This is a genomic window from Erwinia sp. MYb375, assembly GCF_037479175.1.
In the GTDB taxonomy this organism is placed as follows: domain Bacteria; phylum Pseudomonadota; class Gammaproteobacteria; order Enterobacterales; family Enterobacteriaceae; genus Erwinia; species Erwinia rhapontici.
The window spans coordinates 97,983-121,696 of sequence record NZ_JBBGZS010000024.1 but is presented as its reverse complement, the minus strand read 5'-3'; the positions used below and the strand labels follow the sequence as shown (position 1 = coordinate 121,696).

Here is a 23,714-nt window from a genome sequence, read left to right as displayed (position 1 = left end):
TTAGTGTCCCCAGATGTTGGCAATCGCCTGATGAAACTCGGCGGCGGTGGCCAGCCCGTCGGCACTTTCGCTGAGCGCCCGGCCGACGATAAAGGCTTTCACATCAATCTGTTTAAACTGCGGCAGCTCGTCCGGGGTGATCCCCCCGGTGACCGACAGGGCAAAACCCAGGTCGGAGAGCGCTTTCATCGCGTCCAGATCCTGCGGGCTCCACTGCTGGCCGCTGGCCTGCGCATCGCGGCCGCGGTGGTAGATAGCCTGCGTCAGCCCCAGTTCACGCCAGCGTTTAGCCTCTTCCAGCGTCCAGTGGCCGAACAGCTCAATCTGGATATCGCCCTGGTGCAGATGCGCCACCTCCAGCGCGCTGGCAAAGGTCGCCAGCGGTGCCGCACAGATCACCGTCATCCAGTTGGCGCCCGCTTCAAACGCCAGTTTTGCCAGCGTGGCCCCGGCATCCGCCACTTTAAAATCGGCCACCAGCGTTTTCCCCGGTAGCTGCTGGCGCAGCTGACGTACGGCGTCAATTCCGGCGCTGAAGCAGAGAATGGTGCCTGCTTCCACGATATCGACCTGTTGATGCAGGCGCTGCGCCGTCTCCAGCGCGGCATCCAGCCGGGTGTGATCGAGCGCCAGCTGCAACTGGGGAACCCGTGAATGACTCATGGTGTGACTCCTTGTGCGGCGATCAGCGCTGTGATTAGCTGCTGATAACGCTGGTATTTTTTCTGATACAACGCATGACGTTGTGCGTCCGGCTGATAGCTGGCGATGGCGGGTGCCAGCGCCAGCTGCGCCTGTTGCAGAGAGCCCCAGGCTCCGGTACCCGTCATCGCCGCCAGCGCCGCCCCCAGGCAGCCGCTTTCTTCAATCTGCGGGATCTCGACGGGCAGCCCGCTGGCATCGGCAAACATCTGCATCCACTCTGCGGAACGCGTTGGCCCGCCGCTCAGGCGCAGGGCGCTGACCTGCGGGAAGCGGGTAAGAATGCGGTTGAGATGGGTGAGATGCGAGAACACCACGCCCTCGTAGATCGCCTGCACCAGGTGGCCGCGCTGGTGGCCTGCCTGCAAACCAAAGAAGCTGCCGTGCAGGTCGGCCCCGGCGTTGCAGCCGTAAAGGAACGGCAGGAACAACAGCGAGCTTTGTGCCGGTGGCAGAGCGGCGACCCACTGATTCAGCTGCGCATAGTCGTCAATCCCCCACTGCTGGCAGAACCACTCCAGATTGGCCGCCGAGGTCGGGCTGGCTTCGTGAATGATGTACTGCCCCTCAATGGCGTAGCGCCCGTAAACGAACGGATGGCCACTTTCATCGCTGATGCGGTCGGTAATGCCGCTGGTGACCGACCAGGTGCCCATCACCGCGTTCAGTCGGGTATCGTCATGCAGCCCGGCGCACAGCGCGGCAGACACCACATCAAACAACCCGCCGACCACAGGCGTGCCTGCACGCAGCCCGCACAGTGCTGCGGCTTCCGCTGTCACCTCTCCGGCGATGGCCGTCGGGCCGACAATCGGAGGCAGGGCAGGCAGAATGTCGCCGAGGCCGAGGGTGTCCGCCAGGGCGGCAGACCAGTCACCTTTCTCCATGTCGTAGAGGTTGGATTCAGAAATATTGGTCTCTTCGCAGGCCAGTTTTCCGGTCAGGCAATAGCGCAGATAGTCATGGGCCATCAGCACGCTGCCGATGGCCGCATAGCGCTGCGGCTCATGCTCTTTTAACCAGCGCAGCAGCGACACCGGGTGTCCGGTCCACAGCGTTTGTCGCGTCACCGGGTAGAGCGTCTGCGGCATCCCTTCGCGCTGCCACTGCTGCACCAGCGCCAGCGCCCGGCGATCCGACGAGAGGATACCGTTGCCCAGCGGTTGCTGCTGTTTGTCCAGCAAAAACAGCCCTTTACCCTGAGCGGAAATGCCTACGCCTGCCACCTGAGCAGCCTCCAGCCCGCTGTTTTTCAGCACCTCAGCAATCACGCGGGCAGCCTGCTGCCACAGCAGCGGCATATCGCGCTCTGCACGCCCCGGCTCCGGCACCAGCACCGGCAGAGTCTGCCGTGCCACTGCGCGTTCACGCCCTTCGGCATCATACAATCCGGCCTTAATGAAGGTGCCGCCGCAGTCCAGCCCTAACCAGTAGTTCATGCTGCCTCCCTGTTTTGTGCATCGCAGCGTGCAGGCAGCGTCAGCGCCAGCAGCGAGGCAATCGTCAGTGAGATTGCCAGGCTGTAAACCCCGGCATCTTTGCTGTAAGCGACAATCAGCACGCCGACCATATAAGGACCACAGAAGCCGCCGAGGTTGCCCAGTGCGTTAATCACGCCGCGCGCACCGCCCGCCACTTCGGCATTAAACAGGCGGGGAGGGATACTCCAGAACACCCCGGCTGCCGACTGAATAAAGAATCCGCAGCCGCACAGTGCGGCGTACGACCACCAGATATGAGATTTCAGCAGGACTGACAGCGCCATGCAGAGGGCAAACCCGGCCAGCGGCAGGGCGACGAACAGCTTGCGCCGCCCGGTAGCATCGGACAGCGATGAGAACAGGAACATGCCGAAGATCGCCCCGACATAGGGAAGGATCGCCAGAAAACCGACCTGCTCCAGGTTACCGTTGGTCAGCCCTTTCAGGATGGTGGGCAGCCACAGGGTGTAACCGTAGATCCCGGTCTGGTAGAAGAAATTCACCATGATCAGTCGCCACATCACCGGCTCTTTCATCACCTGGCGCAGCGAGGCTTTACGGGTGTTTTTGCCTTTGATCAGCAGCTGTTCGTCGTGCAGGGTTTTAATCAGATACTGTTTTTCAGCGGGCGAGATCCACTTCGCCTCCTGCGGACGGTTGCTGATGGTGAAATGCCACAGCCCCATGACAAACAGCGACAGCACGCCTTCCACAAAGAACAGCATGCGCCAGTCCCAGGCGGTAATGATCCAGCCGGAAAGTGGGGCGGTGAGGATCCCGGCGATCGGCACAAACATGATCACAATGGCGTTGGCACGGCCGCGTTCGGCATCGGGGAACCAGTTGCCGATCATGGTCAGCACCACCGGCAACATCCCACCTTCGGAAACCCCCAGCGCAAAGCGCAGCGCCAGCAGTTGATACTGATTCGTCGCCAGCCCGGTCAGAAGAGAGATCACTGCCCAGGCCAGCAGCGACCAGCCAATAAAGCGTTTACCATTGCCGTAGACCGCCAGTTTGCCGCCGGGCACCTGCAAGAACAGGTAACCGATAAAGAAGATCCCCCCAGCCAGCCCGGCCATCGAGGCGCTGATGCCGAGGTCGGCGTCCATCCCGCCGGGCATGGCGAAGGCGATATTAACCCGGTCCATATAGGAAATAATGCAGGTGATCAGGATCGGCGGAATGATCCGCAGCCAGCGCAGCGAAGGGATCCCTTCGCGTGAGATCGATGTGGAAGTCAGGCTCATAGTGATCCTCTTTTAGTCAGCGAGATCGGCCGTGGGGATCTTCACCACCACCTTGCGAATGGCTTCGGGAGCATTAACCGCACAGTTCGGGCGGTGAATATCCTGCGGGAAGAACACCGCAAAATGGCCTGGCTGCATCAGCACCAGGGTTTCATGCGGGGCATCCTGGTAAAAGATGATGTCGCGTTCGTCGTCATAGGGCTGGTGGATAGTGGGTTCACACTTCTCCGTTGCCACGCCCATCAGCTCATTACCGGACACCAGGTACTGCACATCGATAAAACGGCGGTGTGCCTCAGGGTAGTTATCGCCGTGCGGGGCAGTGTGCAGATCCAGCACCTGTATCTGCCAGCCGGTGTGATCGTCCTGATAGCGCCCGGCTGCCATGCTGGCCAGATCGTGGCGGGCTAACCAGTCGATGGCGTGTGCAATCGTCGGCGGATAGTGGCGGGCATCGGTGTTGTTGATATGACCAAAAATCATGCGGTTTCCTCCCTTACAGTGCCTGGATGCGTGCCCAGACGCGTTCATCCACCGGAATGCCGAGGCGCTGGTTCTCAGCACGGATACCGGGGAATTTATGGCCGGGCAGACGGATGGCCTGCTGGCTATCGGCGCGCTCGGCTCCGGTGATGGACTCGCGGATGCGTGCCAGCTTGCTGTCGCGGGTGGCGCCGTCGATCAGACGGTCGACGTCAATGGCGATAAACACCTGGGAGATACCGAATTCGTCGCCGTTGTCTTCGGTGACTTCGGTGACGGAGGCACCGTTGGAGAGCAGGGTGGCGACCATATCCAGCACGATGGACAGGGCGGAGCCTTTCCAGTAACCCATAGGTAAAATGCGGCGATTTTCTTCAATTGTGGCGGGATCGCGGGTGTATTCACCGTCATTATCAAAACCGCCGTCGACCGGCAGTGTTTTACCCGCCAGGCGATTCACTTCCAGCATGCCGTAGGAGAACATCGACATCGACATATCGACCATGGTGATCGGTTCACCCGGCACGGCGACGATCAGCGGGTTGGTGCCGATGGCGCAGTTTTTTGCCCCCCACGGCGGCATCACCGCGATGGAGTTGGTCCAGCAGACGCCGATATAGCCTTTTTCCGCTGCCTGCCAGCCGTAGCTGCCGCCGCGCATCCAGTGGTTGGCATTACGCAGCGCCACCAGCCCAATACCGTGGCCGTCGGCCAGCGCAATGGCGCGATCCATCATACTTTGGGCGGTGAGGTTACCGATGGCGCGGTGGGCATCCCACTGTTCGATAGCGCCCAGCGAGAGGATTTTTTCCGCTTCGGCCTGCGGCACGATGTGCCCGGCATCCAGCTGCTGGATAAAGCGGGGGAAGCGATTCACCCCATGGGAGTAGACGCCGTTCTCGCTGGTGTCAGCGAACAGGGTGGCGCAGCTGTCGGCTTTATCCGCCGGCACACCGCGTGCCAGTAACACCCGCAGGAACTCTTGTTTCAACTGCTGATAGCTGATTCTCATACTGCTGTCTCTCCCCGGAGGTGGCTTTATTTCAATATGTGGAATATCGTTCCAAATAAATCCTATGCGCCTGGTGGGAACAAGTCAAAGAAACGGAGTGGAATTTAATCGTTATAAAACAGTGAGATAAAAATAGTATTGGGTTATGTGATCGCCAACACATTGGGTGAAATTGAGGCGTGGGGAAACCGGGTCAGGCATGCCTGACCCCTACACATTAAAAACCGCCGGCACCGTCACCCCAGGGGCGAGGCACGCCTCGCCCGGCTCGAACCGATCCCCGTCACCGTAGGGGCGAGGCACGCCTCGCCCATCCCGAACCGATCCCGTTCACCGTAGGGGCGAGGCACGCCTCGCCCGGGCGTTAACCGATGATTACCCGGTACAGCGAGGTGGTCGCGGTGATATACAGCTCGTTACCGTCCGGGCCGCCGAGGGTGCAGTTCGACACCCGTTCCGGCACGGGGATCTTGCCCCGCGTCTGGCCCTGGCTGTCGAAAATAATCACCCCATTGGCGCAGCTGCAATAAAGGTTGCCGCGGTTATCCACGCAGAAGCCATCCGGGAAACCGGGGGCGACCTCGGCAAACCACCGCCCGGCGCCCAGCTCCCATCCCTCGACCGGATAGACCCGCAGCTGACGGCGGCCCAGCGTCGGGAAGTCGACGATGGACATATCCGCCACATACAACAGACGCTCGTCGGGCGAAAAGGCCAGCCCGTTGGGGCGTTGCAGATCGCTGGCGGCGATAGTCAGTTGTCCGCTGGCCGGGTCGAAGCAGTAGAGGTAACAGCCGATCACCTGGCTGTGCGCGTGATAACCCTCGTCGTCACTGACGATGCCGTAAGGGGGATCGGTGAACCAGATCGTCCCGTCGGATCGCACCACCACATCGTTCGGCGAGTTAAAGCGTTTACCCTCGACCTTCTCCACCAGCAGTGTGACGCTGCCATCATGCTCGGTACGGCTGATAGCACGGCGGCCATGCTCGCAGCTGACCACCCGGCCCTCATTATCGCGGGCGTTGCCGTTGGCATAGTGCGAGGGTGAACGCCAGAGACTCACCTCACCGCTACGCTGCCAGCGGAATATGCGGTTGCCTTTCACATCGCTGAACACCACGGCGTCCTGCTCTGGCAGCCACACCGGACCCTCGGCCCAGATCGCCGGGGAGCAGAGCGTTTCCAGCCTGAGATTATCGGTCTGCATAACGCCTCCGTTACTTCACGCCCCAGATGGTTTTGTAGTGTCCCTGATAGTCGTTCTGCGGGTCGTAATGGTTCTGCGGACCGCCGTCACTGCCGATATTCTCGCGGGTGATCAGGTGCGCCGGGGTGACGTAACCTGACGGCGGCTGCCCGGCAAAGGCACGGTTAAACTCATCCAGCAGCTGCCAGCCGTGCAGTTTCAGCGGCTCGGCCACGGTGCCGATCTGGCTGTCACCGCTGCGGATACGCTGGAAGGCGGAGATCGAGCCGTCCCCGGCGGAGATATTAAACGGCGCATTTTTACCGCCTTTACCGGCGGTTTTCAGCGCGGGGGCCATAAAGTCAAAGTAGAGATCGTTGATTGCCAGCGCGTACTGGAACTTATCGCCGTACTTCTGCAACAGACTGAAGGTCATGGAGGGCATGCGGTTGGCGGTGTCGGCCAGCGGCGTATCGATAAACTCCACCACTTTACAGCCGCTGCACTTCTCAATTTCCTGCTTCATCGCATTGGCCTTATCCAGTGCGATTTGGTAGAGCGAATCGGTGAAGATCAGCACCTGTGCCTTGCCGCCGGACTGTACCACCGCATACTGCGCGGCGAGGCGGGCCACTTCGTTGGAGTCAGAAGTGATGTTGGCGACCACACCGTATTTAGCAATCGGCCCTGGCTGAGGTTCCGCGTGCCAGGCCATCAGCACGATTTTTTGCTGAAGGGCTTTTTTCAGCGGAATTTTGGCAACGTTCGGATTCCAGCCGCCAATCACGATGCCGTCCGGGCGCTGAGCAATGGCCTGGTTCAGCGCGGCCAACTGGTCTTTTACCGAGCCGCCACCGTCGAGGGTTTCCAGCTTCCAGCCTGCGGCAGCGGCGGCTTCACTCAGTCCCTGCTGCACGCCCTGTACGCCGCCATTTTTCATATCAGAGGCGATAAAAATCACCTTCTTATTCTTTTGCAGGACAGGACCGGTGGTGGGGCCGTCCCACTGGGTGACGCTGGCCGTGGCTTTGGTAATGGCGGCGGTGGCCTGATCGAGGTAGCTGTCGGCCCAGGCGGGCAGCGAACCTGCCAGCAGGGTGCCAAGGGTCAGAGCAAGAAGATGACGTTTCATAAGGTACTCCCTGGAGTGATGGTTTTCTGGTTATTGTCAGGAGTGGTAGCCGGGGTGCTTTGACTGCGCACCACGGCCTTTTGGTTCAGCATCCGGCGGCGCTGGGCGTAACCGGCGAGGGTAATGGAGAGCAGTAAAGTGGCACCGTTAAACAGCGGCTCTACCCAGAAATCGCCGCCGAACTGCTGGATACCGGCGATGCCGATCGCGAGGATAGCAATCCCTACCACGGTACCCCAGACGTTGACGCGGCCCGGACGGATGGTGGTGCTGCCGAGGAACGCGCCCACCAGGGCGGGCAGCAGATAATCCATACCCACGCTGGCCTGGCCGACACCCTGTTCAGCCGCGATGAGCACCCCGCTAAACCCGGTCAGTACGCTGGAGGCGATGAAGGCACCGATGGTAAATTTGTTGACGGCAATGCCGTTGAGCCTTGCCGCTGCCGGGTTGCCACCGACGGCATACATGCAGCGTCCGAGCGGGGTGTGTTCGGTGATCAGCCACAGGATGATGGCTACCGCCAGCACGTAGAAGGCACCCACCGGAATACCGAAGATTTCGGTATGGTGCAGGGCGGTGAAGGCATCCGGTAGATCGCCGACAATCTGGCGGCCGCCGGAGTGCCACAGTGCCACGGCATACAGCACGGTGCCGGAACCGAGGGTGGCAACGAAGCTGTCGATATCGGCCAGCGCCACCAGAATGCCGTTTAGCAGCCCGTAGAGCGCGGAGATCGCCAGCACGGTCAGCACCGCCATCTGCCAGGAGAAGCCATATTCCACCTGCAAGGTGATGGCAAGGATGTGCCACAGCACAATACCAAAGCCGACGTTAAGGTCGATTTTGCCGACAATCATCGGGATAGTGGCCGCCAGCGCCAGCAGGGCAATTTTGGCTTTACTGGCGAGGATCGCCTGCAACGTCAGCATGCTGGCGAACGACGGCGATAGCACGGAAAACAGCAGGGTAAGCAGGATACACAGCAGCAGCAGACCGTAGCGGGTGACGATCTGCATCGACCATGCGGCGGCACCATGCTCGCCAAGGCTGACCCGCTGTTCCAGCGCGGTCGATTTCACGGATGTTTTGGACATAACAGCTTCTCCTGCCACCGTCGAAGGGTGGCGTTGACAATTCAGACGGTGGCGACAGGGGTTTCGTGACTGGCCGAAGCCAGTTCGAGCAGGTTGGCAAACGTGACCTGGTCATTTTTCAGTTCGCCGACCACCTGACCGCGGTTAAACACCAGTGCGCGGTTGCAGATATGGGCGATCTCTTCAAAGTCATTGGAAATCACCAGCACCGCAATGCCGTCGGCCAGCGCTTTGTTCAGCAGGTGATAGATCTCTTCGCGTGCGCCGACATCGACGCCTGCGGTGGGGTCTTCGAGGATCAGCAGCGGGGCATTGAGGTGCATCCAGCGTGCCATGACGACTTTTTGCTGGTTACCGCCGGAGAGGGCGCTGATATCCAGGTTGACGTCTTTCGGACGTACATCGAATAACTGCACTTTCCACCAGCTGGCGCCGATTTCAGCCCGGCGACCGTAACGTGACAGCAGCGGGTGGCCGCTGGCACAGGGGTTAAGAAACAGGTTTTCACGCACGCTCATCGACATCACCAGGCTTTCTCCGGTGCGGTCGCCCGCCACCAGTGAGACACCCGCGGCCATGGCCTGCTGCGGCGACTGGGCGTGATAGTCCTTATCACGGAACGTCATGGTGCCACCGCTGCGCGGGCGCAGGCCAAACAGCAGGCGGCCAATTTCTTCCTGTCCGGCACCGCGCAGCCCGGCCAGTGCCAGCATTTCACCGGGTTGCAGACTGAAGGACACCGGGCCGACTTCATCAATGCGCAGCTGGTTGAGCGTCAGCACCGGAGGTTGCCCTTCAGGCAGCGCTTCGCGCTGATCGCCGTCGATGGCTTCCCCGACGATCATTTCGACGAGGTTGCGCAGGGTATATTGCGCCGTCATGCCGCCCGCCACGCGTTTGCCGTCGCGCATCACGCAGACGCGGTCGGCAATCTCAATCACTTCATCCAGGCGGTGTGTGACGTAAATCATCCCGACCTTTTTACTTTTCAGGCGGTTGATCACGCTGAACAGATGGCGCACATCGTTGGCGGGCAACGAGGCGGTGGGTTCATCCAGCACCAGCACTTCGGCATTGACCGCCACGGCGCGGGCAATCGCCAGCAGGGATTTCTCAGTGCGCGACAGCTCAAACACGCGGGCGTCCGGGTCCAGAGCGATGCCGACTTCATCCAGCGCAGCGCGTGAACGTTCGCGCACCGCCCGCCAGTCAATCAACCCCAGACGACGGGTAAACCCCATCACCAGTGCCATATTTTCGGCCACCGTCATCCACTCAATCAGCCCGAGATCCTGATGGATAAAGGCGATGGGTTGCTGGCGCGCCGTTTTTAAACTGGCGGCAGAGGCAATGCTGGCGTTTTGAAAGCGGATATCACCGCTGTCACGACCATAGACGCCCGCCAGCACTTTGATCAGGGTGGATTTTCCGGCACCGTTTTCCCCCAACAGGGCGACCACTTCACCGGGGAAAACCTCCAGACTGACATCGTTGACGGCAATATTGCCACCGAACCGTTTGGTGATATGGCTCAGCGTAAGAACCGGTGTACCGGGTGTATGCTGCATTACAGCCTCCTGCAACTCCTGGTGAGCATCAACAGCGGCGACAGCAAGAAAAAACACCGCAATATTTCAATATGCGAAATCAAGTTTCAAAAATACTATTCTCTGTTGGAACGGAAAGCAAAGATGTGACGATTTTATTTGTTGTTTAAAAACAATGGTTTGTTTTTGATGTTGTGGAATTGTGATGAATAGCTCACTTCTGGATGGGCGTTTTTTGGCAGATTTGTCCCTCAGGAAATGCACTGAAACGTCGTTCCATATTCACAGTGTGGAAAGCATGGGTTAACATCGGGCAACTTCCCGGTACGGGACGCAGGACATTAAGAGGAATCGTGGATGAGCGTAAAAGCGGATAGCGTGAAGGATGATAAGAAAGACAAGCCGCTGGGGACGCAGAGCCTGTTTCGTGGCCTTCAGTTGATTGAACTCTTAAGCAACTACCCTAACGGTTGCCCGCTGGCCCATCTCTCGGAGCTCTCCGGGATGAACAAAAGTACCGTGCACCGGCTCTTGCAGGGGCTGCACAGCAGCGGCTATGTGACACAGGCACCGTCGCCGGGCAGCTACCGTTTGACCACCAAATTTATCTCTGTCGGGCAGAAGGCACTTTCGTCGCTCAACGTGATCCATGTGGCAGCGCCGCACCTGGAAAAACTCAATCTTGAGGTAGGGGAAACGGTGAATTTCTCCAGTCGGGAAGATGATCATGTGATCCTGATTTACAAGCTGGAGCCGACCACCGGAATGATGCGTACCCGTGCCTATATCGGCCAGCATATGCCGTTGTACTGCTCGGCGATGGGCAAAATCTTTATGGCCTGGGGCAGCGAAGAGTATCCGGCGCACTACTGGCAGAGCCATCAGGACACCATTCAGCCCCTGACAAAAAACACCATCATCACGCTGCCGGAAATGCTGGAAGAGCTGAAAAATATTCGCCAGCAGCAGACGGCGATGGACCGCGAAGAGAACGAGCTGGGTGTCTCCTGTATTGCCGCTCCGGTGTTTGATATTCAGCAGCGGGTGCCGTATGCGGTATCCGTGTCCCTGCCGACGGCGAAACTCCAGCAAATTGGGGTGAAAAAGCTGATGGCCCCTGTGGTAGCCACCGCGAAAGCGATCTCTGCTGAATTGGGTTTTCACGGGTAATTAAACGGGTAATGTGGGCACAAAAAATTGTGCCGCTGTGGTTTTAACACTACCACGACAGGGCGATCTCCCGTCGGGGAGGTATCCCCCCATTTCTTCGCTAGAGACGGTGTGACAGGGCTAAGGCCCGTTTGAGCACGCCGGATCGGCAAAAGCCGCATCCATGCGGGCCTCGGCTCGCGCCATCCCTGGCGCGTGACGTCCGGCTTACCTCAAACGAGCCTCATCCCCAATGGCAGAGTGCTCGCTGTGGTTTTAACACTGCCATGCTATGGCAATCCCTCGTCGGGGTCGATTATCGTTTCCGATCGATCCGTGTTGATGGTGTGCACTAGTGGCAGGGTCTGCGCTGCCACACGACATACAACGGCAGGCCGTGCCGGACCAGATAGTCAGTCCCGATTCTGAAAAGCTGATCGTCAACCCAGAACTCAACAAATATCATGGTAAAGTGTATGGGTTTAAAAACATAACAAGGAGAAAGTGATGTTTTCAAGAACGGCTAGTAAAGAGGATTTTAACAGTGCGGTTCAGCAATTAAATAAAGTCAGCAATATAACAGCACTGACTTATCTTCCAACAGGATATGCCCGTGCGGCTTTTTTTTATGAGATAAAAAATTTTATCTCTCATATTACACGTGAAGTAGATATTCAGTGTATGTCACTGAGTGGTGCTATAAAAACATTGAATGAAGAGACTGATAATTTGCGAAATCAGGAATTTCAGTTGATGGCCGGAAGAATGGTGCAGTATGCAGCAGTGAAAAAAGAAGTGCACAATAGAAGAATTGTGCTGGTCCTTAAACAAGTTGGTTTTGTTAGCGGCGGTGTTCAGTTTTTTGGTGGGACTGGGATTTGTGCTGCGTCAATGGGAGGGCTTTGTGCTGCTTATGGGGCATCGTTAGCTGCACATGGATTCAATAATGTCTATGAAAATGGATATTATCTTTTATATCGGAAAAATAAACAGGGTTGCATCCGACAAGCCTACCGGGAACTTGCTAAGGGGTTGGGATACAGTAAAGCTCAGGCTGATGTTGTTTATAGTGTCGTTGATATTGGTCTGTCTGGATATGGTTTGGTGAGAAACATCCCAAAATCTGATTCATTTCGCCTTTTTAGACATATAAATACAGATTTTATTCGTGGCTGGAAAGATTTAGGACCTGTTCCTCTTGCTGCTGAGATAATAGGAGACATAAATACATTGCAAAGTGTTTATCCATCATCAGGAGAGAATTAAATGTACAGGGATGTGGTCATAACGGATAGCTCATGGTTAGTCATAATAGGATATGAATTAGTTTCACTATTATTGATGATCCCACTTTATCTGCTTAGCTCAGAAAAAATTTTTACCTTACGGCGCAAAAAGTTGCTTAACCTGGTGATTGTTTTGATAGTGGGGAGCTGCCAGTTTGGTATTGCCAGGTTTGGTGCCGGGTCACTCTATCGGTTTTTTAATTACGCCGCATGGGATGACAGCATTATTCGATATTCTGCTGTGCTATTTTTCATTTTTTATATTCTGTTCCTGGCTGACTGGAAAAAAATATTCAGTTTAGAAAAGGGCCGCGTTAAAAAAGATAAATAATGATAGTGCGATGCGTAAATGTTCTTACGTTGAATATCACAGGGTGACCGCTGCATTCGCAGCGGCCCAGGCCATCCCTGGTTATCCAATCCTCAACGTCTCCAGTGCACTCAGCAGCGCATCGACCTTCGGCGTGAGCTGCTTTCTGCGTGGCCACACCACATACAGCGGCAGGCCCGGCACCGCCAGTTCCGGCAGGAATCCCACCAGCTCACCGCGTGCCAGTTGTTCTTCCATCAGCCAGGTCGCCATCTGTGCCACGCCCAGCCCGGCCATCACTGCTGAACGCTGCGCTTCGCCATCCCCCAGCGCCATCCGGTGTGGCACGGTGCGTGTGGTAATGCGGCCATCCGGCGAGGTGACATGCCACGGGCTGGTACTGCCGTCGATGCGGTCATACACAATCGCCCGGTGCTGCTCCAGCGCCTCTAACGACTGCGGTGTACCGTGCTGCGCCAGATAGTCAGGTGAGGCGCAAAAGATCAGCTGCTCGCAGCCGAGATAACGCACCGCCAGCGAAGGGGGATAACTGCCTGGCCCGCCGATGCGTACCGCGACATCCACGCCCTCTTCAAACAGGTCCACAAAACGGTCCGAGAACGACAGGTTAAGCTGCATGTCCGGGTGCTGCTGACAGAAGTGATTGAGCAGCGGCATGACATGCAGCCGGCCAAAGGTATGGGGGACGGCAACGCGCAGACGGCCGACAGGAATGGTGCGCTGAGCCGCCAGCACCGATTCGGCTTCGCTCAGCTCCCCCAGCACGCGGGTACAGGTGTCGTAATAGGCCTGCCCGGCATCGGTCAGTGCCAGGCTGCGGGTGGTGCGCTCAAACAGCCGTGAACCGAGGCGCGCTTCCAGCCGTGCCACGCTTTTACTTACGGCAGAACTGGTCAGATGCAGCCGTTCGGCGGCGGCGGTAAAGCTGCCGCTTTCCACCGTGGCAACAAAGGCGGTGATCCCTTTCAGGCGATCTTCAGATGAGGTCATTCGTTCCTCCTGTTCATGAATACTGTGAATTTATACCTGAGATGGGAATTTAATTCTCTATTAAGCTGGAGGCATTACTGAACAGGAGAGAAATTATGCAACAACGAGCTTTGATTGTTGGCGTCAGCGGCGTCACCGGAAGTGCCCTGGCAGAACGCCTGCTGGCGCAGGGTTGGCAGGTTTATGGGTTATCACGCGGTCGCACCCCGGTCACTGCGGGGGTCACTTCGCTGACCGCCGATTTGACGGAAAGCGCATCCGTCCAGGCCGCACTGAAAGAGGTGGTGGTCGATAAGGTGTTCTTCAGCGCCTGGGCACGTCAGGAAAATGAGAAAGAGAATATCCGCGTCAACGGTGGCATGGTGCGTCATGTCCTGGATGCACTGGGCGACACCCTGAAAGGGGGCCATGTGGCGCTGATCACCGGGCTGAAGCACTACCTGGGTCCGTTTGATGCCTACGGCAAAGGCAGCGTGCCGGTGACTCCGTTCCGTGAGGAGCAGGGACGTCAGCCGGTAGAGAACTTCTACTACGCACAGGAAGATGAAGTCTTTGCCGCCGCAGAAAAATATGGCTGCACCTGGAGCGTTCATCGTCCGCATACGGTGATTGGTTTCGCGGTGGGTAATGCCATGAATATGGGGCAGACGCTGGCGGTGTACGCCACGCTGTGTAAAGCGAGCGGTCAGCCGTTTGTCTTCCCGGGTTCACAGGCGCAGTGGCAGGGCGTTAGCGACATGACGGATGCCCGTCTACTGGCGGACCAGCTGATTTGGGCCGCCACCACGCCTTCGGCGCAAAACCAGGACTACAATGTGGTCAACGGTGATGTGTTCCGCTGGCAGTGGATGTGGGGCGAAATCGCCGGATACTTTGGTCTTGAAGTCGCGCCATTCAACGGCGAGCAGCCGCTGGAAGGACGTATGAACGACGCCGCTCAGCAGTGGCAGGAGATTGCCCAACAGCACAACCTGAAAGAGAGCGACGTCACAAAGCTGGCCTCCTGGTGGCATACCGATGCCGATCTCGGTCGCCCGATGGAAGTGTTTACTGACGTCAGCAAAAGCCGCAAAGCCGGGTTCAATGGGTATCAGCCAACGCGCGAAGCCTTCTTTGAGCTGTTTGACCGGCTGAAAGCAGAGCAGTTAATCCCACGCTGACAGGCAACGGTTGTTTCCTCCGGGAAACAATCATGGCTTTTTGATGTTTATTGTTGCGCTAAAAACTGGCTGTGGCAGGATGGTTTCAACGGGTGATTACCCACTTAATTTGAACCGAATCTGAACGCAAAGGTGCTGTTATGAACGATAAAGTGGTTAACTGGAATGGTGGCTTACAGCCGGAAGCCGTGAAGATCCTGTCTGCTAACGGCGGCATGATCGTCTGCCCGACCAAAGTGGGCTACATCATCATGACGTCTGATGCCAAAGGTCTGGAGCGCAAGTTTGACGCCAAGCAGCGTAACCGTAACAAGCCAGGCGTGGTGCTGTGTGGTTCTCTGGAACAGCTGAAAGAACTGGCCCAGTTAAACCCTGAAATCGAAGCGCTGTATCAGCAGCACTGGGACCAGGATGTTCTGCTGGGCTGCATCCTGCCGTGGAAAGAAGAAGCGGTGGCACGTATCCCGGATGACGGTTCTAAAGAGCTGATGATGGACCGTCGTCAGACCAGCTGCTTTGTGATTAAGTTTGGCGTACCTGGCGAGAATCTGGCGAAAGAGCTGTGGGAAAACCACGGTAAGTTCTCCTTCGCCAGCTCCGCGAACCCATCAGGTAAAGGAAACCGTGGCCTGGTAGAAGGCATTGGCGAGCGCATCGAAGCGCATGCAGACCTGATTATTGCTGCCAACGACTACGTGAAATCCATCCAGCCAAACGAGTCTGAAAAGACTCGCTACGAGCAGGGTGTGATGGTGGCGATGGTTGACGATAACGGCAAACTGGTGCCAGAGCAGAAAGGCGAGCGTAACATCACGCCATGCCCGGTGCTGATCCGTAAAGGTCTGGATGTGGATAAGATTATGTCGATCATGTCTGACATCTTTACTACCTGGGATTACCGTCACGGCAACTATTATTAATTTTACCCGTCATACTTGACGCTACAGCGGCGTTGGCTTCATGTGCTCACCCCGGTCACTTACTCCAGTAAGCTCGCGGGGATTCACGCATTCGCCGCCTTGCTGTAACGCCAATTATTTAGGGTAATTTATACGTCATACTTGACGCTACAGCGGCGTTGGCTTCATGTGCTCACCCCGGTCACTTACTCCAGTAAGCTCCCGGGGGGATTCACGCATTTGCCGCCTTGCTATAACGCCAATTATTTAGGGTAATTTACCCGTCATACCTGATTATTATTTTAACTTATTGAATATAAATCACTTTATGCATAGGGAGATGCTAAGTGAATAACAAATTTCAATGGCAGCCGCCATTTGAAGACAAGTACGGCAATGGTATGGTTTATCGTAATTTTCTACTTTGTGGGGAATTATATGGTGTTGGCTTTGAGCAGATAATGTCGCCTCATGACCTGGCTTCAAAAGGCATTGACCTTCTTCATGCCTGCCCAGGATTTACGTTTCCTGCAAATGGGGTCTGGGCAGTGGTCTTTGACTCACTTGATCCTGCCACCGAAGAACCAACAGGTTACAGACATGTTCGGCATCGTGGACTCGCCAGCGGCAGGGTGCTGCTCAACGTTGCAAGTATAATTTATGACCATTATACTATTTGCAATGCAGGTGCCTATATCTTCACCGCCGCAGCTGACCTTGAGCATCAACGCGCTACAGATTTAGCAGTAATCTACTCGCGAGCGCTCGGTCTTGAAGGCCATCCAAAAAGCAAAATATTTAGTCGACTGGAAGGATGGGAGGCATACACAGATGTTGAAGCAGGAGGAAGAGGTTATGTCGTCACAACTCAAAGTTACCACATTGCATAATGCATCAACGGATCGCCTTTTTCATGAGATGGCGCAACGTTTGCAAGCTGCCGCAGGACGTGACATCAAAGATAAATTGGCTACTGGTGATGTCAAGATCGTTAATAGCCGGTATGTGACTACCAATAGTAGCCTCAAGGTACAAAGGGCTTCAGTATTTGGTGTCAGGCCCAAAAACACCCAGCTTAAATAATAAAAAACCCGCAAGGGTTTTTTATTGATGTAACGCCTTCTGCAAATCCTCAATAAACAGTCTCACGCGCGGTGAAATAAAATTATCACTTTTCACCAGAACGTAAGACTTATAAATATCCATTTCCCAGTCGGGTAATAACTGCACCAGTTCCCCACGGGAAACCGCTTCCTGTGCAATATAATTAGGCAGATAGGCGATGCCGGTTTGTGCCACGGCTGAGTTTAATAAAGCGATGCTGTTATTGGCGCGAAAACGACTGCGGACTTCAATGTCTTTCTTCTGCTTTTCTTTACGGAACGGTAATGAAATCGTGTGGGCCGGGCCGCGAAACAGAATAAAGTCATGGCGCGGCAGATCGTCCGGGCTGGCGATAGGCTCGATATTTTTCAGGTAATCCGGGGCGGCATACAGCCCCCAGGCGATGTCCATCAGCGGACGATAATGGCGGTGGTCGGGTAATTCGCGCGTGATGGCAATGGCGATATCACAGCCATCATCCTCCAGATTGACCGCGCGATCGGTCAGGTCGAGATCGACACTGACGTGGATATTGCTGGCAACAAAACTGTTCAGCGCCGGGACAATACACTGACAGCCAAAGGTGACCGGGGCCACCACGCGCAGGCTGCCGGTTGGCTCTTCGTGGAACTGGCGAATAAACAGATCGGCGCTTTTCACCTCATGCAGGATGCGGTAACAGTAGTGATAGTACGTCATCCCGACTTCGGTGACCTGAATCCGCCGGGTGGTGCGTTGCAACAGTTTTGCCCCGAGGCGCACTTCCAGCGACGAGATCTCTTTACTCACCGATGATTTTGCCAGCCCCAGCGCTTTCGCAGCTTCGGTATAGCTCAACGTTTCCACCACCTTGGCAAAAATAATCATCCCGTGCAGGTTTTCAAAATCGCTCATTAATATCCCGGATTGTTCTGAGGCGGAAACAATAGAGGATATTAGCATATTCCCCGTTTACCGCGCAGAGAAAAACGGTAAGGTGATTAAAATTTATTTATTTTCAATGGCCGAAATATCACGCAGAGATAAATAGCATGGGGCAGACAATCAGTCAGAAAATACTCGCTCGTGCCAGCGGGCGGGAAACCGTTACGCCTGGAGAAATAGTCTGGGCGAAAGTGGATATATTAATGTCGCACGATCCCTGCACGCCGGGTGTCGCCAGCGTATTTAAAAAAGAGTTTGGTGAGCAGGCGAAAATATGGGATACCGATCGTTTTATTCTGATCCCGGATCATTTCGTTTATTCGGCTGACCCGCAGGCTAATCACAATATTCGTGTGATGCGCGAGTTCGCTCACGAGCAGAAGATTAAATACTTCTACGATGTTGGTACGCCACAGTATAAGGGCGTTTGCCATATTGGCCTGGCCGAAGGCGGGCATACCCGGCCCGGCGAGGTGTTACTCGGCACCGATTCCCATACGGTCACCGCCGGGGCTTTTGGCTGTTTTGCTGTCGGGCTGGGGATCACCGATGCGGCCTATGCGCTGGGGACCGGCGAAATCCCACTGAAAGTGCCCACCACCATCCGGGTTAACTATCACGGCACGCTGCCGGCGCATGTGCAGGCAAAAGACCTGATCCTGGCGCTGCTGGCTGAGCTGACGGTGGAAGGGGCAACCTATGAAGCGATTGAGTTCGGCGGCAGTGTCATTGATGCCCTGTCGGTGGAAGAGCGTATGACGATGTGCAATATGGTGGTGGAGTGCGGTGGAAAGAACGGCATTATGGTGCCGAACGCAGCGACGCTCGCTTATCTGGCGGAACGCACCGATATCCCCTTTAGTGTGGTGACGGCCGATGCGGATGCGGACTATAGCCGGGTGGTCGAGTTCGATGTGACGTCCATGCAGCCGCTGGTGGCAAAACCGCACTCACCGGATAACGTGGTGTCGATTGATACGCTGAAAAATGTCGCAATATCCCAGGCTTATATTGGCTCCTGTACGGGCGGCAAGCTGGCGGACTTTGTCGCTGCTGCACAGGTGATGAAGGGGCGTAAAGTGTCGATCCCGACCTTTGCCGTTCCGGCCACTAAAGAGGTGTTTCATCGCCTGATCACCACGCAAATTGCAGGGCAGTCGGTGTATCAGATCCTCACCGATGCCGGCGTGCAGCTGTCGTCAGAAGCGGGCTGCGCGGCCTGTTGCGGCGGCCCGGCCGATACCTTTGGTCGCGTGCATCAGCCGATTTCAGTGATCTCCACCACCAACCGTAACTTTGTTGGCCGCATGGGGCACAAGCGCGCCACTATCTATCTGGCCTCCCCTTATGCCGTGGCGGCGGCGGCGGTGACCGGCATGATCACCAACCCTGTTGAATTCGGAGTTTAAGCATGGAATCGATCATAAGCGGCGCGGTATACGTGCTGGGTGACAATATTGATACCGACCAGATTCTGACCGCCGAGTATCTCAAAGTGAATCCTTCGACGCCGGAGGGCTATGCCCAGCTGGCCTCACTGGCGATGTGCGGTCTGCTGGAAGGCGCACTACCGTTTATCGATGTGCAGAGTGGGCGCTCGGCTTATCCGATTATTGTGGCGGGGAAAAATTTTGGCTGTGGTTCCTCGCGTGAGCATGCCGTGATGGCGCTGGGTGCCGCCGGAGTGCAGGCAGTCATTGCCCGGTCTTATGCGCGCATCTTTTTCCGCAACTGTGTTGCGACCGGGGAGCTGCTGCCCGTGGCGACCACCGCAGCGTTGTATCAGCAGTTGCAAACTGGCGACCGGGTGAGTATTGATACCCGCAGTCAGACGGTGACCGTGCTGGCGACGGGCGAACAGCTGGAGATTGATCCGGTGGGGGAGCTGGCGAATATCATTGATGCGGGCGGGTTGTTTGCCTATGCGCGCGCTAGTGGGCGCATTCGTACAGGGTAACGGAGCAGAGCAACGGGCGAAGCCTGCACAGCGGCTTCACCCGGGAGCTGGCAGGATTATTTCGCTGAAATCGCCAGCGCGCCACCGGCAAAGACAAACAGGCTGCCGGTAGAACGGTTGAGGATGCGCAGACGACGTGCGTTGGAGAACACCCCTGACAGGCGTCGTCCGGCGCAGGCATAGCTGAACATAATGCTGAGATCCAGCACCGCCCAGGTGATGGCCAGCGTGGCAAACTGCGCAGCATGTGGCTGGCTGGCATCAACAAAGTTCGGGAACAGTGCCGCGAAGAACAGCAGATCTTTCGGGTTACTGATACCGACCATAAAGCCTTTGCGGAACAGGCGTAATGCACCCGGTGCCTCTTCCAGCTCCACGGCATTCACCGCAGCAGGCTCGCTGTTATCACGCCAGGCCGCAATGCCCAGCCAGATCAGATACGCGGCACCGACCACTTTCAGCACGGTAAAGGCGGTGGTAGACGCCGCCAGGATGGCACCCAGCCCCAGCGCAGAGGCGGTCATCAGCATCATGGCGGCCAGCACGCCGCCCGTCACCGTTGCCAGTGCCTGTTTACGGCCGTAGCGCAGGCCGTGGGTCATACTGATCAGGGCCGAAGGGCCGGGAATGGCAATCAGTGCGGCAATCACACCTGTATAAGCCAGCCAGAGTTGAAGCGTCATCAAATAATCCTTTCTGGTTATCACCCTCAGCCTGAGGGCGCCGGGTCTGTTCTTTTCGTCAAATTACGAAGGTGCAATAGTTTATTTTCCCGGCAATGAGAAGTAAATCACAGTCGGGAAATATTCCTGTGAAGAGGCCTGTCAGCGTTTCAGTACAAGCTCCCCGAACCCCGGGTTTCAGGCGCAAGCGGACGTTGAGTGGGATAAACACCGCAACGGCCTCCAGCCGATCTATCCACTGCATGCGAGCGGGTGCAGCCACCGTGGATAAAGCATTTTCCATCAGGGCTCTCTCTGGGTATTGTCTGAATTAGACAAAAAATGCCCCCATACTCCACTTTTACAAGCCCGTAACATTGCAGCGCGGGCCCAACAGGCACAGCCACACATCATGGGTAAGCGGAAAAATACGCTAATCTTCTGTAAGCGTTGAAGAATACCGTTAAAAACGCCAGAGAAATCGTTTTTGCTTTTTTTTTGCCACCAGCGTCGTTAAGCTGCTGTAATTTCGCGATTAATGAACACTATTTTTAAAAAATAAACAGGCAGTAAAAAATGAAGGGGAAACGGCAATTTTCATTTTTATTGTCAATGAATTTGGCTTATTTTTCTTTCTGTTTATTTTTTGAAATATTTCTTCATTAAGAGTAATGGAAACATCGGGTTGCGTGCTGAGACTACGGTACTATAATAAGTCTCTTAATCCACCAGCGACTTTGCCATAATATTTAGGCATCAGGAGGTTCTTATCACTTTCAACCAAAATGAAGCGATGATTGACAATAACCCTACTGAATATGAAGCCTGGTACGATGATTATGAGGCTGGGCCTGATTCCGCGGTCGAGCCTCAGCCGGAGCCGATCCGTGGGCTACCCGCGTCCGATATTCTCACCCCTTCAGACCGCTATCAGGAGCTGTTCGAAGTGGTGCAGATGTCGCGTATTTTTTCCGACAGTAAAACCTTTGCTGACTGTGCGCCAAGGTTTGAACCGGAACGTATTCTCTTTCGTTATTATATGGCACGTGAGCGGGATGATTTTAACCTGCTGGAATTCGTGCTGGAACATTTTGAGCTGCCACGTGTCCATGACAGCCGCTATGTTTCCGACCCGGAAAACAGCATCGAACAACATATTGATGCGCTGTGGCCGGTATTAACCCGCCAGCCGGAAAAGCATTGCGAGTTTTCATCGCTGCTGCCGTTGCCGAAACCCTATGTGGTGCCGGGTGGGCGATTTGGTGAAACCTACTATTGGGATTCCTATTTCAGCATGCTGGGCTTTGCCGCTGCCGGGCGTGGCGATCTAATGCATAACATGGCCGACAACTTTGCGTGGATGATTGATAAATACGGCCATATTCCTAACGGTAACCGGACTTATTACCTCAGCCGTTCGCAGCCGCCGGTGTTTGCCATGATGGTGGAGTTGTTCGAAAAGAATGATATCCATGAAGCACAGCATTACCTGCCGCAGTTGAAAAGCGAGTATGCGTTCTGGATGGATGGCCAGGACGATCTCTCCCCGAATCAGGCGTATCGCCACGTGGTGATGCTGCCCGATGGTTCGGTGCTGAACCGTTACTGGGATGACCGTGATACGCCGCGTGACGAATCCTGGCTGGAAGATGTGGAAACGGCACGCCAGTCATCACGCCCGTCCAGCGAGGTGTACCGTGACCTGCGTGCCGGTGCGGCATCTGGCTGGGACTTTACTTCACGCTGGCTGGCTGAACCAGGCCGTCTGGAAAGCATCCAGACCACCAGCATTGTGCCGATCGACCTGAATGCGTTCCTCTACAAGCTGGAAACCACCATCGCCCGATTATCGGCCAGCAAAGGCGAGCAGGAGACCGCAGACCGCTACCAGCAGCTGGCACTGCGTCGCCGTGAAGTCGTTGATAAGTATCTGTGGGAAGAAGAAACCGGCCTGTACCGGGACTACAACTGGCGTGAAGGGGAGAAAGCCGCGTTCTCCGCCGCGGCGGTCACCCCGGTGTATGTGGGAATGTCGAGCTATGAGCAGGCCACGCGTACGGCGAAAGCGGTGCGTGACTACCTGCTGGCACCGGGCGGTATGCTGTGCAGTATGGAAGTGACCGGCGAGCAGTGGGACAGCCCGAACGGCTGGGCACCCATGCAGTGGCTGGCGGTAAAAGGCTTCAGCAGTTATGGTGAAGAAGAGCTGGCGAAGGAGATTGCCACCCGCTGGCTGACGACCGTCGATACCACCTGGCAGCAGCATCATAAGCTGGTGGAGAAATACAACATCAGCGGTGATGCCGCGCTGCTCGGTGGCGGTGGTGAATACCCGTTGCAGGACGGCTTCGGCTGGACTAACGGTGTGACGCGCCGTCTGCTTGAGTTGTATCCACGCAGCTGAAGATAAGAGGGTGGCCGCCCGGCCACCCTCATCGACGTCCACCCGACAACACCTCGTATTATAAAACTGGCTTATTAACCCCCGCCTGCCATAAGACAAAAGCCTTATTTCTCCATGAAAAATCATGCTATTACTTGGGGATAACCCGCATGATAATCCCGGAGATCCTGAGATGAAAAAACTGACCCTGACCGCGCTGGCTTTGCTGGCGGGGTTTAGTGCTTCTGCCCTGGCCGCAGAAGAGCTGCGTTTTGGCGTTGACCCGACGTTCCCGCCGTTTGAATCCAAGGCTGCTGACGGATCGTTGCAGGGATTTGATATTGATATGGGTAACGCCATCTGCCAGCAGATGAAAGTGAAATGTGTCTGGGTACAGACCGGTTATGACGGCATTATTCCGGCATTACAGGCCCGTAAGTTTGATGCCATCCTGTCAGCCATGGCGATGACCGAAAAACGCCGTGAGCAGGTGGCGTTCACCGACATGCTCTATAACACCCCGAGCGCGTTGCTGACACGTAAAGACAGCAAGCTGATGCCGGAACTGGCATCGCTGAAAGGCAAGACCGTTGGCGTGGCGCAGGGCACCACTCAGGAAGGCTTTGCGAAAAGCGTCTGGGGCAGCCAGGGGGTTCAGGTGGTGAGCTATCCAAACCAGTCGGAAATTTATCCGGACCTGGCGTCAGGGCGTCTTGATGCCACTTTCACCAGTGCGGCAGCGGCTGAGTCCGGCTTCCTGAAAACGCCGCAGGGTGCGGAGTATCATATCGCCGGGAAACCGCTGTATGACCCAAAATACTTCGGTGAAGGTGTTGGGATCGGCTTGCGTAAAGATGATGGTGCGCGCATCGCCAAAATTAATGAAGCGATGGCTGAACTGCACAAAAATGGCACCTACGATCGTCTGGCGAAGCAGTATTTCAGCTTCGATGTTTATCACCGCCCGGAGTAAGCG

General features: G+C 56.1%; 23 protein-coding genes. 11 read left to right on the top strand and 12 right to left on the bottom strand.

What is annotated here, in order from left to right; translation table 11 throughout:
- The 9 genes from ulaD to WH279_RS22360 form a co-directional block, all read right to left on the bottom strand.
- Positions 1-663 carry a 3-keto-L-gulonate-6-phosphate decarboxylase UlaD gene (gene ulaD, locus WH279_RS22400; protein ID WP_200644074.1) on the bottom strand — a complete coding sequence of 221 codons (663 nt, stop codon included), beginning with the start codon at positions 661-663 and terminating at the stop codon, positions 1-3.
- Positions 660-2,141: an FGGY-family carbohydrate kinase gene (locus WH279_RS22395; RefSeq protein ID WP_339459016.1), complete on the bottom strand. Its 1,482-nt coding sequence runs from the start codon at positions 2,139-2,141 to the stop codon at positions 660-662. Before WH279_RS22395 ends, ulaD begins: the two co-directional genes overlap by 4 nt.
- Positions 2,138-3,433, bottom strand: a complete 1,296-nt coding sequence (locus tag WH279_RS22390; protein WP_133842618.1) for an MFS transporter — start codon at positions 3,431-3,433, stop codon at positions 2,138-2,140. The genes WH279_RS22395 and WH279_RS22390 overlap by 4 nt, the downstream gene beginning before the upstream one ends.
- 12 nt (positions 3,434-3,445) lie before the next feature.
- A complete protein-coding gene (locus WH279_RS22385) occupies positions 3,446-3,916 on the bottom strand; it encodes a YhcH/YjgK/YiaL family protein (protein ID WP_200644076.1) in 471 nt (156 codons plus the stop codon).
- Between the two features lie 13 nt (positions 3,917-3,929).
- Positions 3,930-4,928, bottom strand: coding sequence for a 3-dehydro-L-gulonate 2-dehydrogenase (yiaK, locus tag WH279_RS22380; protein ID WP_339459014.1), 999 nt, complete (start codon positions 4,926-4,928; stop codon positions 3,930-3,932).
- A 364-nt stretch (positions 4,929-5,292) separates the two neighbouring features.
- On the bottom strand, positions 5,293-6,138 hold the full coding sequence (locus tag WH279_RS22375; RefSeq protein ID WP_339459012.1) for an SMP-30/gluconolactonase/LRE family protein: 846 nt from the start codon (positions 6,136-6,138) through the stop codon (positions 5,293-5,295).
- Positions 6,139-6,148: 10 nt separating this feature from the next.
- Positions 6,149-7,249, bottom strand: coding sequence for an ABC transporter substrate-binding protein (locus WH279_RS22370; protein WP_339459011.1), 1,101 nt, complete (start codon positions 7,247-7,249; stop codon positions 6,149-6,151).
- The gene (locus tag WH279_RS22365; RefSeq protein ID WP_133842613.1) at positions 7,246-8,346 is read right to left on the bottom strand and encodes an ABC transporter permease; all 1,101 of its coding nucleotides are present in this window, start codon (positions 8,344-8,346) and stop codon (positions 7,246-7,248) included. The genes WH279_RS22370 and WH279_RS22365 overlap by 4 nt, the downstream gene beginning before the upstream one ends.
- A 41-nt stretch (positions 8,347-8,387) precedes the next feature.
- Positions 8,388-9,914, bottom strand: coding sequence for a sugar ABC transporter ATP-binding protein (locus WH279_RS22360; RefSeq protein ID WP_339459008.1), 1,527 nt, complete (start codon positions 9,912-9,914; stop codon positions 8,388-8,390).
- Positions 9,915-10,250: 336 nt separating this feature from the next.
- Here WH279_RS22360 and WH279_RS22355 point away from each other — a divergent pair, with 336 nt between their 5' ends.
- The 3 genes from WH279_RS22355 to WH279_RS22345 all read left to right on the top strand — a co-directional run bounded on the left by WH279_RS22355 (position 10,251) and on the right by WH279_RS22345 (position 12,659).
- Positions 10,251-11,063, top strand: coding sequence for an IclR family transcriptional regulator (locus WH279_RS22355; RefSeq protein ID WP_212813367.1), 813 nt, complete (start codon positions 10,251-10,253; stop codon positions 11,061-11,063).
- A 486-nt stretch (positions 11,064-11,549) separates the two neighbouring features.
- The gene (locus tag WH279_RS22350) at positions 11,550-12,308 is read left to right on the top strand and encodes a DUF4225 domain-containing protein (protein ID WP_339459004.1); all 759 of its coding nucleotides are present in this window, start codon (positions 11,550-11,552) and stop codon (positions 12,306-12,308) included.
- Positions 12,309-12,659, top strand: coding sequence for a hypothetical protein (locus tag WH279_RS22345; protein WP_227535224.1), 351 nt, complete (start codon positions 12,309-12,311; stop codon positions 12,657-12,659). It begins immediately after the preceding gene.
- An 81-nt stretch (positions 12,660-12,740) separates the two neighbouring features.
- Here WH279_RS22345 and WH279_RS22340 read toward each other — a convergent pair whose 3' ends face one another.
- A complete protein-coding gene (locus WH279_RS22340; protein WP_339458990.1) occupies positions 12,741-13,649 on the bottom strand; it encodes a LysR family transcriptional regulator in 909 nt (302 codons plus the stop codon).
- Positions 13,650-13,744: 95 nt separating this feature from the next.
- Between WH279_RS22340 and WH279_RS22335 the strand changes: the two genes are divergently transcribed.
- The 4 genes from WH279_RS22335 (at position 13,745) to WH279_RS22320 (ending at position 16,791) form a co-directional block, all read left to right on the top strand.
- Entirely contained in the window at positions 13,745-14,809 is a 1,065-nt protein-coding gene (locus WH279_RS22335) for an SDR family oxidoreductase (protein ID WP_339458987.1), read from the top strand.
- Positions 14,810-14,949: 140 nt separating this feature from the next.
- A complete protein-coding gene (locus WH279_RS22330) occupies positions 14,950-15,729 on the top strand; it encodes an L-threonylcarbamoyladenylate synthase (protein ID WP_133842608.1) in 780 nt (259 codons plus the stop codon).
- 326 nt (positions 15,730-16,055) lie between these two features.
- A complete protein-coding gene (locus WH279_RS22325; protein ID WP_339458984.1) occupies positions 16,056-16,598 on the top strand; it encodes a hypothetical protein in 543 nt (180 codons plus the stop codon).
- Entirely contained in the window at positions 16,564-16,791 is a 228-nt protein-coding gene (locus WH279_RS22320) for a hypothetical protein (RefSeq protein WP_339458981.1), read from the top strand. Before WH279_RS22325 ends, WH279_RS22320 begins: the two co-directional genes overlap by 35 nt.
- Positions 16,792-16,812: 21 nt before the next feature.
- Here the strand turns inward: WH279_RS22320 and WH279_RS22315 are convergent, their stop codons facing one another.
- Positions 16,813-17,706, bottom strand: a complete 894-nt coding sequence (locus WH279_RS22315; protein WP_227535220.1) for a LysR family transcriptional regulator — start codon at positions 17,704-17,706, stop codon at positions 16,813-16,815.
- 137 nt (positions 17,707-17,843) lie between these two features.
- Between WH279_RS22315 and WH279_RS22310 the strand changes: the two genes are divergently transcribed.
- Together WH279_RS22310 and WH279_RS22305 are read left to right on the top strand one after the other, a co-directional pair.
- Positions 17,844-19,145, top strand: coding sequence for a 3-isopropylmalate dehydratase large subunit (locus WH279_RS22310; protein WP_339458978.1), 1,302 nt, complete (start codon positions 17,844-17,846; stop codon positions 19,143-19,145).
- 2 nt (positions 19,146-19,147) lie between these two features.
- The gene (locus WH279_RS22305) at positions 19,148-19,693 is read left to right on the top strand and encodes a LeuD/DmdB family oxidoreductase small subunit (RefSeq protein WP_339458976.1); all 546 of its coding nucleotides are present in this window, start codon (positions 19,148-19,150) and stop codon (positions 19,691-19,693) included.
- Positions 19,694-19,749: 56 nt separating this feature from the next.
- Here the strand turns inward: WH279_RS22305 and WH279_RS22300 are convergent, their stop codons facing one another.
- Positions 19,750-20,376 (bottom strand): LysE family translocator, encoded by a 627-nt coding sequence (locus WH279_RS22300; RefSeq protein ID WP_133842604.1) that lies wholly within the window; start codon positions 20,374-20,376, stop codon positions 19,750-19,752.
- A gap of 748 nt (positions 20,377-21,124) precedes the next feature.
- Here WH279_RS22300 and treF point away from each other — a divergent pair.
- Positions 21,125-22,759, top strand: a complete 1,635-nt coding sequence (gene treF / locus WH279_RS22295) for an alpha,alpha-trehalase TreF (RefSeq protein WP_325169036.1) — start codon at positions 21,125-21,127, stop codon at positions 22,757-22,759.
- Between the two features lie 172 nt (positions 22,760-22,931).
- On the top strand, positions 22,932-23,711 hold the full coding sequence (locus WH279_RS22290) for an ABC transporter substrate-binding protein (protein ID WP_133842602.1): 780 nt from the start codon (positions 22,932-22,934) through the stop codon (positions 23,709-23,711).
- Positions 23,712-23,714: the final 3 nt, after the last annotated feature.